Origin of the sequence: Luteimonas aquatica, assembly GCF_022662575.1 — a bacterium.
In the GTDB taxonomy this organism is placed as follows: domain Bacteria; phylum Pseudomonadota; class Gammaproteobacteria; order Xanthomonadales; family Xanthomonadaceae; genus Luteimonas; species Luteimonas aquatica.
In genome coordinates this window covers 25,690-39,488 of sequence record NZ_JALBFU010000008.1, presented here as the reverse complement: position 1 = coordinate 39,488, position 13,799 = coordinate 25,690, and the positions used below count along the sequence as shown (strand labels likewise).

Annotated in this window: 10 protein-coding genes and 1 tRNA gene; 9 read left to right on the top strand and 2 right to left on the bottom strand. The window is 67.4% G+C overall.

The window, feature by feature from the left end:
• Positions 1 to 47 precede the first annotated feature (47 nt).
• Together uvrB and MD221_RS13660 are read left to right on the top strand one after the other, a co-directional pair.
• A complete protein-coding gene (gene uvrB, locus MD221_RS13665) occupies positions 48 to 2,081 on the top strand; it encodes an excinuclease ABC subunit UvrB (RefSeq protein WP_242112386.1) in 2,034 nt (677 codons plus the stop codon).
• Positions 2,082 to 2,173: 92 nt separating this feature from the next.
• Positions 2,174 to 2,248 (top strand) — tRNA-Val (locus MD221_RS13660).
• Between the two features lie 203 nt (positions 2,249 to 2,451).
• Here the strand turns inward: MD221_RS13660 and MD221_RS13655 are convergent.
• A complete protein-coding gene (locus MD221_RS13655; protein WP_242112385.1) occupies positions 2,452 to 3,384 on the bottom strand; it encodes a glutaredoxin domain-containing protein in 933 nt (310 codons plus the stop codon).
• Between the two features lie 94 nt (positions 3,385 to 3,478).
• Complete coding sequence (locus tag MD221_RS13650) at positions 3,479 to 4,147, bottom strand: DUF4240 domain-containing protein (protein ID WP_242112384.1); 669 nt, start codon at positions 4,145 to 4,147, stop codon at positions 3,479 to 3,481.
• A 164-nt stretch (positions 4,148 to 4,311) separates the two neighbouring features.
• Between MD221_RS13650 and MD221_RS13645 the strand changes: the two genes are divergently transcribed.
• The 7 genes from MD221_RS13645 to MD221_RS13615 all read left to right on the top strand — a co-directional run bounded on the left by MD221_RS13645 (position 4,312) and on the right by MD221_RS13615 (position 13,788).
• A complete protein-coding gene (locus MD221_RS13645; protein ID WP_242112383.1) occupies positions 4,312 to 4,908 on the top strand; it encodes a hypothetical protein in 597 nt (198 codons plus the stop codon).
• Positions 4,909 to 5,005: 97 nt separating this feature from the next.
• The gene (locus MD221_RS13640; protein ID WP_242112382.1) at positions 5,006 to 5,365 is read left to right on the top strand and encodes a DUF4087 domain-containing protein; all 360 of its coding nucleotides are present in this window, start codon (positions 5,006 to 5,008) and stop codon (positions 5,363 to 5,365) included.
• Positions 5,366 to 5,532: 167 nt separating this feature from the next.
• Positions 5,533 to 6,150, top strand: a complete 618-nt coding sequence (locus MD221_RS13635) for a glutathione S-transferase family protein (protein WP_242112381.1) — start codon at positions 5,533 to 5,535, stop codon at positions 6,148 to 6,150.
• A 137-nt stretch (positions 6,151 to 6,287) separates the two neighbouring features.
• Positions 6,288 to 7,259 carry a transaldolase gene (locus tag MD221_RS13630; RefSeq protein ID WP_242112380.1) on the top strand — a complete coding sequence of 324 codons (972 nt, stop codon included), beginning with the start codon at positions 6,288 to 6,290 and terminating at the stop codon, positions 7,257 to 7,259.
• A gap of 271 nt (positions 7,260 to 7,530) precedes the next feature.
• Positions 7,531 to 9,144 (top strand): alpha-glucosidase, encoded by a 1,614-nt coding sequence (locus MD221_RS13625; protein WP_242112379.1) that lies wholly within the window; start codon positions 7,531 to 7,533, stop codon positions 9,142 to 9,144.
• Positions 9,145 to 9,397: 253 nt separating this feature from the next.
• A complete protein-coding gene (locus tag MD221_RS13620; protein ID WP_242112378.1) occupies positions 9,398 to 12,223 on the top strand; it encodes a TonB-dependent receptor in 2,826 nt (941 codons plus the stop codon).
• 74 nt (positions 12,224 to 12,297) lie between these two features.
• Positions 12,298 to 13,788 carry an MFS transporter gene (locus MD221_RS13615; protein ID WP_242112377.1) on the top strand — a complete coding sequence of 497 codons (1,491 nt, stop codon included), beginning with the start codon at positions 12,298 to 12,300 and terminating at the stop codon, positions 13,786 to 13,788.
• Positions 13,789 to 13,799: the final 11 nt, after the last annotated feature.

Genomic DNA, 13,799 nt, shown 5'->3' with positions numbered 1-13,799 from the left:
GCCGGCACGATCGCCGTAAACTAGCCAATCGCCCTTTCGACGCACACATGAACGACGCTTCCCACCCAGCAGGATTCGAACTGATCGCGCCCTACCGGCCTGCCGGCGACCAGCCGCAGGCGATCGAGCGCCTGGTCGACGGCTTCGAGTCCGGCCTGGCGCGGCAGACGCTGCTCGGCGTGACCGGCTCCGGCAAGACCTACACGATCGCCAACCTGATCCAGGCGATCCAGAAGCCGGCGCTGGTGATGGCGCCCAACAAGACCCTGGCCGCGCAGCTGTACGGCGAGTTCAAGGCCTTCTTCCCGCACAACGCGGTGGAATATTTCGTCAGCTACTACGACTACTACCAGCCGGAAGCCTACGTGCCGTCCTCGGACACGTACATCGAGAAGGACAGCTCGGTGAACGAGCACATCGAGCAGATGCGGCTGTCGGCGACCAAGGCGCTGCTGGAGCGGCGCGATGCGATCATCGTGTGCACCGTCTCGGCGATCTACGGCCTGGGCGATCCCACCGAGTACTTCAAGATGGTGCTGCACATGGTCAAGGGCGAGCGCATCGACCAGCGCGAGCTGATCCGGCGCCTGACCGAGATGCAGTATTCGCGCAACGACACCGAGCTGCGCCGCGCCACGTACCGCGTGCGCGGCGAAGTGATCGACGTGCACCCGGCCGAGTCCGACGCCGAGGCGCTGCGCATCGAGCTGTTCGACGGCGAGATCGAGAAGCTCACGCTGTTCGATCCGCTCACCGGCGAGACCATGCGCACGCTGTCGCGCTACACGATCTACCCGAAGTCGCATTACGTCACCACGCGGCGCACCACGCTCGACGCGATCGAGGCGATCAAGCAGGAGCTGCCGCAGCGCCTGGAGCAGTTCTACGCCGAGGGCAAGCTGGTGGAGGCGCAGCGCCTGCAGCAGCGCACGCAGTTCGACCTGGAGATGATGGCCGAGGTCGGCTACTGCAACGGCATCGAGAACTATTCGCGCCACCTCACCGGCCGCATGCCGGGCGAGGCGCCGCCGTGCCTGTTCGACTACCTGCCGCCGGACGCGCTGCTGGTGGTGGACGAGTCGCACGTCACCGTCCCGCAGATCGGCGCGATGTACAAGGGCGACCGTTCGCGCAAGGAGACGCTGGTGGAGTTCGGCTTCCGCCTGCCCTCGGCGCTGGACAACCGGCCGCTGCGCTTCGAGGAGTGGGAGGCGCGCTCGCCGCGCAGCGTCTACGTCTCGGCCACGCCCGGCAAGTACGAGATGGAGAAGACCGAGGGGCAGGTGGTCGAACTGGTGGTCCGGCCGACGGGCCTGATCGATCCCGAGGTGGAGATCCGCCCGGTGGCGACCCAGGTCGACGACCTGCTGGGCGAGATCCACGAGCGCGTGGCCCTGGGCGACCGCGTGCTGGTGACCACGCTGACCAAGCGCATGGCCGAGAACCTCACCGAATACCTGGGCGAGCACGGCGTGCGCGTGCGCTACCTGCACTCGGACGTGGACACGGTCGAGCGCGTGGAGATCATCCGCGACCTGCGCCTGGGCAAGTTCGACGTGCTGGTGGGCATCAACCTGCTGCGCGAGGGCCTGGACATGCCCGAGGTGTCTCTGGTGGCGATCCTGGACGCCGACAAGGAGGGCTTCCTGCGCTCCTCCGGCTCGCTGATCCAGACCATCGGCCGCGCCGCCCGCAACCTGCGCGGCAAGGCGATCCTGTACGCGGACCGGGTGACGCGCTCGATGCAGGCCGCGCTCGAGGAGACCGACCGCCGCCGCCAGAAGCAGCTCGAGTACAACGCCGAGCACGGCATCGTGCCCAAGTCGGTGGCCAAGCCGGTGGTCGACATCATGGAGGGCGCGCGCAGCGAGCCCGCCGCCGAGAAGCGCGCCCGCGGCCAGGCCCGCCGCGTGGCCGAGGAGACGGCCGAATACGCCGCGCTCGATCCGGCCCAGCTCGCCAGCCGGCTCAAGGCGCTGGAGCAGCAGATGTACCAGCACGCCCGCGACCTGGAGTTCGAGGAGGCGGCGCGGATCCGCGACCAGATCCGCCGGGTCAAGGAGGCCTCGCTGGCGGGCTAGGGCGGGACCGGGCCTCGGCGGCGCCCCGGGGCCGCCGAACCGGGATTCGCTTGTCCGCGAGCCGCCTGGTGGGCTAGAATCCGCGTCCTTTCGGGCGGTTAGCTCAGCGGTAGAGCACTACCTTGACATGGTAGGGGTCACAGGTTCGAACCCTGTACCGCCCACCACCTTAACCCCATGATTCGTGGCGGGTTTCGGTGGAATCTTCGATCTGGATTTGCGGGCGACTGCCCCGCACCGACTCCGCTAAGCGCGAGCACATCCTTCGCCAGATCCGTCATCCAGGCGTCTAGCGCCTTGCGCACCTTCTCCTTGTCGAGCTTGGCGCAAGCGCGCGTTGCCGCGGCGCCGTCGTCTTCCGCTGCCGGCTTCAGTACCGCGGAATCGACCCATCCACAGTCGCCGCCCATGCATCGATGCCGCCTTCGATCGCGTAGACGTCGCGATGGCCCAGCATGAGAAAGTATTCGGCGGCATGCCAACTGCGGTCGCCGCGATGGCAGAGCACCGCCAGCGGCACTTCCGGGGCCAGGTTGCGGATTTCGTGCGTGCCTTCGTCCATGAACAGGAACGGCAAGGAAAGCCGCGCCAGGGCGCGCTCTTCCTTGCGGCGGATGTCGACGATGGTCAGCGTCCCGGCGCGGACGCGGGCATCCGCGTCGGCGGGAGACATCCAGCGCACCGGCTCGGGCACGGGCGCCCTGGGATGGTGGATCAGCAGGCTGGGGCCGCGCTCGACGTCTTGCCAGTCGATCGACAGGCCGTCGGCGCGGCGCGCGCTGGCCAAGTCGAACTGCAGCGGGACGCCGTCCACCTCGGTCGCGATGGTGTGTTTCCTGCGCGCACGAAAGTGCAGACTGGTGCGGAACTGCGAGTCGATCGCGATGTCCACGACCACGACGTTGCCTGTGCCGTCGACGACGTCACGCAGGAACCGGGCGGCGGCCGGGGTCAATCGCACCGTGGGCGGCGTGCGGTCGGGCGCGGACAGCCCCAGCGCGGCATGCAGTTCGTCAGCGTTGGCCATCCGCTCGACGGCATCGCTGTCACCTACGAGTTTCCCGTCGAGATACAACTGCGGGATGGCATGCAGCCCGCCATAGATCTTGATGTGTTCGCGGAGCCTCGAATCCGACGATACATCGACGTGCGCATAATCCAGTCCCAGGTCGTCGAGCAGACGGCAGATCTTATGCGAGAAGAAACGCTCGGGCGTATCGGGCGCCCCGTTCATGAAAACGACGAGTCGATCGGCGCGCAGCAGGGTTTCGATGCGCTGGCGGGCTTCGGCGGACAGTGTCATGGCGGTCGGCGGCAATGGGAATGTTCGGTGCGGAGCGCCGGGGCACGGCGTTTTGGCGAGTGTGTTCCAAATGCTTCGGCAAATCGGCGTCGCATCAGTCGAAGCAGGCCTCGAAGTTGTGCGACTCGATCCGCATTCGATTGAATGTCCTGACGAATGTCTCGGGCCTTTGCAGGTAGCGGTCGTAGCTTTCCCGGCCGGTGGATACCGCATGGGCGACCGCGTCGTAGAAGCTGTCGTCTCCGCCCAGGAAAAGCTGTCGCTTCGCCTGCTTCTCGGCCTTGAGCACCGCGGCCTGCAGCCGGCGCCTGTGGCCGATGGCCATCCGCCACAGGCGCCTGACGTTCTGCAGGCCATAGCATTCGCGCAGGGTCGCCCTGGCCTGTTCGGCATAGGCCGGATCCTTGTGGTGCCTGGGCCAGTTCAACGCATGCACGACGGCCCAGAAATCCTTCGGGTCCGTGCGCTCGAGCCGCGAAGCGAGCGCCCTCGTCCTGGCATCGGCTGCGGGAGGCCCCTCCGCCAGCGGCGTGCTGCGTTTCAGCAGCAGTCGCGCCTCCTCCTCGGTCAGCGAGAAGACTGCCGTGGGGCCGAGTTCCTTCAGGATCAGGCGATAGACGCCTTTTTTCGAACCCGCCCGGCGCAGGCCGAACAGGCCTCCCTTGATGAGCGATCCTTGCTGGCGCTTCGCGCTTTCAAGCGGGTGCACGGCCTTCGCCGTGTAGACATGCCAATCGTAAGCATCCGTTCCGCGCAAAGCCATGGGCGTCCCCGCTGTCCGAACCGCGCTTTCCATCCTGTCGGATCGCAGCATAGCCGACCGGCGCGCTCCAGGCCGATGTCTTCCAGGCAAATCCCCGGGACGGCGATCCCCTGGTGCTCGGCGCGAATCCATGCTGTCATAGGCCGCAGCGAAGGGAAGCACCGATGAAGCATGTCGCGCACATCGTCGTATTGACGTTATTGGCAGTCGCCGTCCCGTGCCACGCAAGGGAAGGGCGGCCCGGTTCCCCGGACCGGAAGGCGGACACGGCCGTTCGAGGAGCCTCGGCTCCCGTCGACGACGACCGGCTGGTGCCGAGCGAGGTCTCCGGCGACGACTGCGCCGCGGATGCGAGCATCGGCGTCGTCCCCGACCAGCGGATGCGCCTGCTCCACGCCCGCCTGTGCGAAGCGCAGGTGCAGCCGGCCTATCGGGCGCGCTGCGGCGGATTGGCCAAGGATCTGCGCACGATCCCGTTCGTGACCGATCACTGCGCATCGCTCGAGGAGCCGCTGGAGGTTTCCCTGGGCGGAAAGTCGTACCGGCTGCGCCGCGTCGGCACCGAACCTGCCGAGGGCGCGCCGCTGCTGGCCGGAACCTTCGCCGGCGACGGCTTGCGGATGCAGGTGCGACCCGGACGGGTGATCCGGGAACACCTGGAAGAAGGCGAGCGCATCGGCATCGAGCAGGAAGTGGCGGTGACCTTGACCCTGGGCAGCGCCACGCGCACCTTGTCCGCGGTGTACTCGGACGGCCCGTGAGCGCCGACGTCGATGCGACCGCCGCGTAGAACCGCGACCGACGACACAGGAATCGATTTGCATGAATCTCCATCCGCGCATCGTCGCCGTCGCCGCCATGCTGCTGTTCGGGCTCGGCATCGATTCTGCCGCCGCGCCGCGCTCCGGCGGCGAGCAGCGCTGCGGCTGGTTCGACAATCCCAGCCCGGGCAACGCTTCCCTGCACGACAAGGAGGGCGAGTGGACCATCGCCGTCCAGGGAGGCCACCAGGCCAAGGGCGACTGGCCGCCGAAATATCGGCAGGGACAGTGGCAGCGGACGAATGCCGGCGGCCATGGCTACGGCTGCGCCTGCCTCACCGTGCGGGTCGATGCCGAGGAAAAGAACGTTCTGGAAATCTTCTCATCGAGGGCGCAGCCTCTTTCGGTTTGCCGGAAGGACCGCGCGTTGGCGGGCGTCGAGGAGAGCCTCCGCTAGATCCGCGCCGCGACAAGCAGGCGAGGGCGCCGGTATCGGTCGCGCGCGCCCGTAAGGCGGGAGGCGATCGGGGCGAAAAGGGGAATGGTGTGTTCCCGCCGTCGCGGGTCGCCGGTCGGGGTTTTGATCGATAGTGGCGACGGGAAGAGACCCTCCAGGTGACGTCCATGAAGCTGCTGTACCAGACCCACTCCCCCTATGCGCGCAAGGCGCTCGTGTTCGCCCACGAGGCCGGTCTCGCCGACGGAATCGAGGTGGTCCATCACGAAACCAGTCCCACGCGCCGCAACGAGGAGGTGTTCGCGCAGAATCCGCTCGGCAAGGTGCCGGTGCTGCTGCGCGACGGGCTGCCGCCGATCTTCGATTCGGACGTGATCTGCGCCTACCTCGACACCCTGCACGACGGCCCGCGGCTGATTCCGCAGGCGGGCGAGGCGCGCTGGAAGGCGTTGCAGGTGCAGGCGGTCGCGCAAGGCCTGGCCGATGCGGGAATCGCGGTGCGCTGGGAAACGGTACGGCGCCCGGAGGCGCTGCGGTACGCGCCGCTGCGCGAGGGCTATACCGAGAAGCTGATCGCGGGCTACGACTGGCTCGAGCGCGAGCTCGACACCGGGGCGGCGCCGGACGTGGGGCAGATCGCCGTCGCGACCGCGCTCGACTGGCTGGAATTCCGCGAGCTGCCCGGCTTTCGTGCGGGCCGTCCGAAGCTGTCGGCCTGGTTCGACGTCTTCCGGGCGCGGCCGTCGATGCGCGCCACGCCGCTGGCCGGAGAGACGCAGGACTGATGGGCACGGCGCGCTCGCGCCGACGGCGGGGCGCCTGATCGCCGGAGCCGTGCGACGCGATGCCGGCGAACGCCGGCCGGAATCGTGATGATCGCGGCCAGTTGCGAGATACTGGGGAAAATCCCCCAGGAAACCGCATGAACACGTCCTCGAATGCCCCTTCCAAGCTGGCGCAGTTGCGCGAGATGTCGGTGGTGGTGGCCGATACCGGCGACTACGCCGCGGTCGAGCGCCTGCGCCCGGTCGATTGCACCACCAATCCCACCATCGTGCGCAAGGCGCTGGACCTGCCGGTCTACGCCGACCTGATCGAGGAGCAGCTCGGCTGGGGCCGCGCGCAATCCGGCGATCGCGCGCGCGTGGCGGCGGACGTGGCCGACCGGCTCACCGTCGGCGTCGGCAAGCGCCTCTCCGGGCTGATCCCGGGGCGCGTGTCCACCGAGGTCGACGCCGACCTGTCCCACGACACCGAGGCCACCATCGCCAAGGCGCGCCGCTTCATCGCCATGTACGACGAGATCGGCGTGCCGCGCGAGCGCGTGCTGATCAAGGTCGCCGCCACCTGGGAAGGCATCCGCGCCGCCGAGCGGCTGCAGCGCGAGGGCATCGACTGCAATCTCACGCTGATCTTCAACAAGACGCAGGCGCTGGCCTGCGCCGAGGCGGGCGTGTTCCTGATCTCACCCTTCGTCGGCCGCATCCTCGACTGGTACGTGGCGAACGGACAGAAGCCGGCCAGCATCGACGAGGACCCGGGCGTGCGCTTCGTGCGTGGCGTCTACGACACGTTCAAGCGCCGCGGCGCCGCCACCGTGGTGATGGGCGCTTCGTTCCGCTCCACCGCGCAGATCGAAGCGCTGGCCGGCTGCGACCGGCTGACGATTTCGCCGGACCTGCTGCAGGCGCTCGAGGACGAAACCGGAACGCTGGAACGCAAGCTCGTGGCGCCGCCCTCGGACGGCGCCACGCAAGACGCGCCGATCGACGCGCAGGCGTACCAGCGCGATCTCGCCGCCGACGCCATGGCCACCGAGAAACTGCGCGACGGCATCGCGACCTTCGCCAAGGACCTCGCCGGGCTGCGGACCGACCTCGCCGGACGCCTCTGAGCCGGGCCGGACGGATGCCGGCCTGACGCGATGCCGGGCCCTCGCCGCTTGCGATGGCCCGGCGCGGGCGTCGGGTTCCTGCGTTGACGGAACGCCGCGCCGCCGGAGAAGCGCCGGAAGTCCGCGCGTCGCAGGTGTGCCGCACGCATTCGCGCCGATCCACCGCATGCCGGACCGGCCGCCATGAATACGTATGCGGGGCCGATGGCGCGCCGGCGGACGGGCTTATGCTTCGCTCCACCCTCGACAACTTCGGCGATCCGGGCAGGCGATGAGCGATACGCAGTGGTGGCGCGGCGCCGTCATCTACCAGGTCTATCCGCGCAGTTTCCTCGATACCGACGGCGATGGCGTCGGCGACCTGCCGGGCATCGTCGACCGGCTCGACTACATCGCCGGCCTCGGCGTGGATGCGATCTGGATCTCGCCCTTCTTCAAGTCGCCGATGGCCGATTTCGGCTACGACATCGCCGACTACCGCGCCGTCGATCCGCTGTTCGGCACGCTGGAGGATTTCGACCGCCTGCTGCACAAGGCGCATGCGCTGGGCCTGAAGGTGATGATCGACCAGGTGCTCAGCCACACCTCCAGCGACCATGCCTGGTTCAAGGAGAGCCGGCAGAGCCGCGACAACCCCAAGGCCGACTGGTACGTCTGGGCCGATGCGCACGAAGACGGCACGCCGCCCAACAACTGGATGTCGCTGTTCGGCGGCGTGGCCTGGACCTGGGAGCCGCGCCGCGGCCAGTACTACCTGCACAATTTCCTGTCGTCCCAGCCCGATCTGAACTTCCATCATCCCGACGTGCGCGCGGCGACGCTGGAGAACGTGCGCTTCTGGCTCGAACGCGGCGTCGACGGCCTGCGCCTGGACGCGATCAATTTCTGCTTCCACGACGCCAGGCTGCGCGACAATCCGCCCAAGCCGATCGAGAAGCGGGTGGGGCGGGGCTTCAGTCCCGACAATCCCTACGCGTTCCAGTACCACTTCTACAACAACACGCAGCCGGAAAACCTCGCCTTCCTGGAGGAATTGCGTGCGCTGATGGACCGCTATCCGGGCACGGCGGCGCTGGGCGAGATCTCGTCCGAGGATTCGCTGGCCACCACCGCCGAATACACCCGCGCCGGCCGCCTGCACATGGGCTACAGCTTCGAACTGCTGACCGACGACTTCAGCGCCGGCTATCTGCGCGAGACCGTGTCCCGCCTGGAGGCCGGGCTCGGCGAGGGCTGGCCGTGCTGGGCGCTGTCCAACCACGACGTGCGCCGCGTGCCGACCCGCTGGGGCGGCGCGGAGGCGTCGCCGGCGCTGGCCAAGCTGCTCAATGCGATGCTGTGCTCGCTGCGCGGATCGGTTTGCGTCTACCAGGGCGAGGAACTGGGCCTGCCGGAAGCCGACGTCCCCTACGAGGCGTTGCGCGATCCTTACGGCATCGCTTTCTGGCCGAACTTCAAGGGCCGCGACGGGTGCCGCACGCCGTTGCCATGGACCGACGAACCCGACGGCGGCTTCAGCGGGGGTTCCCCCTGGCTGCCGATCCCCGAAGCGCACCGCGGCCGTGCCGTCGCCGTGCAGGAGCAGGATCCGGATTCGGTGTTGCGGGCCTTCCGCACGTTCCTGCGCTGGCGCGCCGGGCATCCTGTGCTGCGCGACGGCGCGATCCGTATGCTCGAAACGCCCGAGCCGGTGCTGGCGTTCGAGCGCGGCGGCGATGGCGAGCGGGTGCTGGCCGCATTCAACCTGTCCGGCGCCGCCGTCGACCTCGTGCTCCCCGTCGCGGGCGCCACGCTCCTGGAGGGGCATGGATTGCCGTCCGGCGAACTCGGGAGCGCGGGCGCGTTGCGCCTGCCCGCCCATGGGGCGCTTTTCGCGCGGCTGTAGGCGCGGCGGCCGTTCCCGGCATCTTGGATTTGCAAACGCATTCGTCGAATGCTGCATCGCAGCGAGACCGGCCGTGCAGGCGCAATGGCGATTCATCCGCCATGAATACGTATGCATCCAATTGTTTCCGTCACTCCGGCGTAACACCATGGCCACGCGCCGAGGGGGCGGCTGTTGCGCATCACGCGATTGACGCCGCATCGCAGGCGCAATCGAAAAAATCCAGATCAACGACCCGGAGGGGGTACGTCTGATGTTCAAGTCCAGCCGTCAACGGCCGACTGCAATTCCATCGGCTTCGGCCAAGCATGCTTTCATCGGGCGTGCTGTCATCGAACGTGCTTCCATCGAGCGTGCTTCCATCGAGCGCGCTTCCATCAGACATGATCTGCTGGCCGCGGCGCTGGCGTGCGCATGCGCGAGCTTCGCGCTGCCCGTCGCCGCCCAGGAGCAGGCCGAACCCGCGTCCGCTCCGGCGCAGGCGCAGCCGGCCGCGGAAGCGGCCACGCTCGATACCGTGCAGGTCACCGGCAACCGCCGCGTGCAGTCGATCCAGAAGTACGCCGGCACGATCCAGTCCTTCACCGGCACGCAGCTCGACAAGCTGGGCGTGAACACCGACATCCGCAACCTCTCGGCGGTGGTGCCGGCCCTGCAGATCACCAAGCAGGAAGGCAAATACGAGATGTACCTGCGCGGCATCGGCGCCTCCGATTCCGACTTCTCCTCCGACCCGGCCGTGGCCACGTACTACAACGGCATCTATCTGCCGCGGCCGCGTTCGATCGGTCCGATGTTCTTCGACGTCGAGCGGGTGGAGGTGAACAAGGGGCCGCAGGGCACCGTGCGCGGCCGCAACGCCGCCGCCGGCTCGATCAACGTCATCCCCAACCAGCCCGAGCTCGGCGCCTTCAACGGCAACGTCAAGATGGGCCTGGGCAACTACGACTTCCGCCAGTACGAGGCCGTGGTCAACGTACCGCTGACCGAGACGCTGGCCACGCGCATTGCGCTGTTCAACGAGAAGCGCGATTCCTACATCGAGAACGGCTATCCCTACGACTACGAAGGGCCCGGCGCGTTCGACAACACCGCCGTGCGCGCCTCGTTCCTGTGGCAGCCAACCGACCAGTTCAGCGCCTACGTGATGCTGGACAAGGTCAAGGAGAAGGGCACCGGCGATCCCGGCATGTTCACCGAGCGCGCCCTGGCGGCCGGATACGACATCAAGGATCTGGACGATCCGTTCCGGCAGTACTTCCGCCGGCCGGGCTATACCAGCAACGACATCGAGGGCGCCGCGGGGACCTTCACCTACCGCTTCAGCGACGCGGTGTCGGTGGAGTTCAATACCTCCTACCGCGCCTACGACTTCTACAACAAGAACGCCTCGCGCGAATGGCAGCTGGGGCCGGTGTATCCGGGCTCCGACGCCGACGCCTACCACGCGCCGAACCGCCTGCCGTGGTACGACACCTTTTACCAGGCCGACAAGTCCAGCTCGCGCGTCAACGAGCTGCGCTTCTTCGGCGACACCGGCCGCCTGATCTGGTCGGCGGGCCTGTTCAACTACGGCGAGAAGTACGACTTCGTGTCGTGGGACGTGGGCAACGGCTATTGGGGCGACTGCGACTGGTATCGCCCGGGCACCATCTGCGGTTGGCAGAACGGCCTGGGCGGCGAGAACCGCGGCGACGGCTCCGAGGTGGAGTCCAACGCCATCTACGCCGACCTGAGCTTTGCAGCCACCGACAAGCTGCGGCTGATCGGCGGCATCCGCTACACGCGCGACAAGAAGACCTCCAAGGACACCAATGCGCAGTACCAGTTCGTCGTGCCGGAAGAGCTGTTCGCCGATTTCGGCGTCGTGCCTTCCGACCTGGTCATCGGCTCTCCTGGCTTCCGACTGAAGGCGCCGGGAGATCGCTCGTTCGGGGCGCCGAGCGTCTGCAGCAACAGCGGGTGCACGCCCGGACCGAATTCGGTCGACTACTTCCTCGATGGCGTCGCCAGCTGGGGCGCGAACGACACCTGGGACGACTTCCTGCGGGCCTATCGCGACCAGATTGAGGTGCGCATCACCTCCGACTTCCCGGAAGGCAGGAACAAGGACGTCTACAAGAACAGCTTCGTCGACTGGCGCGCGGGCGTGGAGTACGACATCACCGACGACACGATGTTCTATGCCACCGTGTCGACCGGCACCCGTTCCGGCGGCCTCAACAAATCGCTCTTCCTGGACGACGGCACCAAGCTCTCGACCACCTTCAAGCCGGAAAAGCTGACCTCGTACGAGGTGGGCCTGAAGAGCGACATGAATTGGGGCGAAGTGCCGGTGCGCATGAACGCCGCCTTGTTCTACTACGACTACAAGGACAAGGTGCTGCAGAACATGATCGATGTCCCGAACCCGAACGGCGGCAACCCCAATGCCACCAAGCGCCTGGTCTACAACGACAACGCGGCGAACGCCGAGTTGCTGGGACTGGAGCTGGAGGGCAAGTTCGGTTTCGCCCACGGCATCGACCTGGGCTACAACTTCACGTACCTGGACGCGAAGTTCAAGGACTCGACCATCCTCGACACCCGTTCGTTCCTGTTCGTGCCGATCGACGGCAACCGCTTGCCGTTCACCTCCAAGTACAACGTCAACCTCAGCCTGTCCCAGGTCGTGGACGTGGAGTGGGGCGGCATCCGCTCGTTCGACTGGACGGTCAATCTGGCCTACCGCTCCAAGTACTACCTGACCGCCTACAACAGCCAGGGCTGGGCGGCCGGCCCGAACGGCCCGGTGCGGGTGCCGCTCGAGCAGATGGCATTCAGCAACAACCGCGACGCCTTCGGCGGTCCGGAGTTCCTGAGCGGCAACGCCATGCGCGACGACGTCGACGGCTTCACCACCGTCAACGTGTCGGCCGGCCTGAACTTCGGCCAGGAGGAGAGCATGCGCGTGGACGCCTTCGTCTCAAACCTGACCGACGAGGTCTATTCCGGCAAGGGCTTCATCAACAATTCGGTCAACATCCGCTATCTCAACACCCCGCGGATGTACGGCGTGCGCTTCAGCGCCAAGTTCTGAGCGGCGGAGCGGGAGCGTGCGAGCGCTCCCGCGCCTGGCCTGTATGCTGTCCGCAACGCCGACGGGTAGAGCGCATGAGCGGTAAACCGCAGCTGTCGTTCTGGCAGATCTGGAACATGTGTTTCGGGTTCCTGGGCATCCAGTTCGGCTTCGCCCTGCAGAACGCCAACGTCAGCCGCATCTTCCAGACGCTCGGCGCCGAGGTCGACGAGATTCCGCTGCTGTGGATCGCCGCGCCCCTGACCGGGCTGCTGGTGCAGCCGATCGTCGGCTATTGCTCCGACCGCACCTGGACGCGCTTCGGGCGCCGCCGGCCCTATTTCATGGTCGGCGCGCTGTTCGCCACGCTCGCCCTGTTCGCGATGCCGAATTCGCCGGCCCTGTGGGTCGCGGCGGGCTTGCTGTGGATCCTGGATGCTTCCATCAACGTCTCGATGGAGCCGTTCCGGGCCTTCGTCGGCGACCAGCTCCCGCAGCGCCAGCGCCCGGGCGGCTATCTGATGCAGAGCTTCTTCATTGGTGCCGGCTCGGTGGTGGCTAGCCTGCTGCCGTGGCTGCTGGCCAAGGCCGGGGTCGGCAACACGGCCGGGCCCGGGGAAGTGCCGGATACGGTGCGCTACGCGTTCTACTTCGGCGGCGCGGTGCTGTTCCTGGCGATCCTGTGGACGGTGCTGCGCACGCGCGAGTATCCGCCCGACACCCTCGCGGCCTGGGACGAAGCGCCGCCGCTGCCCGCGCGCGCCGTCGATCGCCATCGCCTGCGCCGCCAGGCCCTGGCATGGCTGCTTGCCGGTGCGGCGGGGATCGCCGCGGTGACGTATTGGCGGCTGGACAGGCAGCTGTTCATTCTCGGTGGCCTGATGGGCTTCTATGGCCTCGCCTTGCTCGTGCGCACGCGGATGCGCGGCGACGGCGCCTTCGCCAGCATCGTCGACGACATGCAGGAGATGCCGGCGGCGATGCGCACCCTGGCCGTGGTGCAGTTCTTCTCCTGGTTCGCCCTGTTCGCGATGTGGATCTACACCACCTCGGCGGTCGCGCAGGTGCACTTCGGCAGCGCCGATCCGGCGTCGGCGGCCTACAACGAAGGGGCCAACTGGGTCGGCGTGCTGTTCGCGGCCTACAACGGTTTCGCGGCCCTGGCCGCGATCGCGATCCCGTGGATGGTGCGAGCACTGGGCATCCGCGCGAGCCACCTGATCAACGCGGTGCTCGGCGGCCTCGGGCTGCTGTCGATCGCGGTGATCCGCGATCCGCATTGGCTGCTGCTGTCGATGCTCGGCGTCGGCTTCGCCTGGGCATCGATCCTGTCGCTGCCCTACGCATTGCTGTCCGACAGCGTTCCCGCGCAGAAGATGGGCGTCTACATGGGCATCTTCAATTTCTTCATCGTCATTCCCCAACTGGTGGCGGCCAGCGTGCTGGGCGTGCTGCTGAAGACCTTCTTCGGCGCGCAGCCGATCCATGCCCTGACGATCGGCGGCATCAGCCTGATCGTCGCGGGCCTGTGCGTGCTGCGGGTACCGCGTCCGGCGCCGTCCGTGCATCCCTTGGCCGCGCGGTGAGGACGATGAAG

Bases quoted from the DNA above. Each gene is read 5' to 3' on its own strand.
- MD221_RS13640 (WP_242112382.1), top strand. From the start codon at position 5,006: ATGCTGCTGTTCGGGCTCGGCATCGATTCTGCCGCCGCGCCGCGCTCC.
- MD221_RS13635 (WP_242112381.1), top strand. From the start codon at position 5,533: ATGAAGCTGCTGTACCAGACCCACTCCCCCTATGCGCGCAAGGCGCTC.
- MD221_RS13630 (WP_242112380.1), top strand. From the start codon at position 6,288: ATGAACACGTCCTCGAATGCCCCTTCCAAGCTGGCGCAGTTGCGCGAG.
- MD221_RS13615 (WP_242112377.1), top strand. From the start codon at position 12,298: ATGAGCGGTAAACCGCAGCTGTCGTTCTGGCAGATCTGGAACATGTGT.
- MD221_RS13620 (WP_242112378.1), top strand. From the start codon at position 9,398: ATGTTCAAGTCCAGCCGTCAACGGCCGACTGCAATTCCATCGGCTTCG.
- MD221_RS13625 (WP_242112379.1), top strand. From the start codon at position 7,531: ATGAGCGATACGCAGTGGTGGCGCGGCGCCGTCATCTACCAGGTCTAT.
- MD221_RS13650 (WP_242112384.1), bottom strand. From the start codon at position 4,147: ATGGCTTTGCGCGGAACGGATGCTTACGATTGGCATGTCTACACGGCG.
- MD221_RS13645 (WP_242112383.1), top strand. From the start codon at position 4,312: ATGAAGCATGTCGCGCACATCGTCGTATTGACGTTATTGGCAGTCGCC.
- uvrB (WP_242112386.1), top strand. From the start codon at position 48: ATGAACGACGCTTCCCACCCAGCAGGATTCGAACTGATCGCGCCCTAC.
- MD221_RS13655 (WP_242112385.1), bottom strand. From the start codon at position 3,384: ATGACACTGTCCGCCGAAGCCCGCCAGCGCATCGAAACCCTGCTGCGC.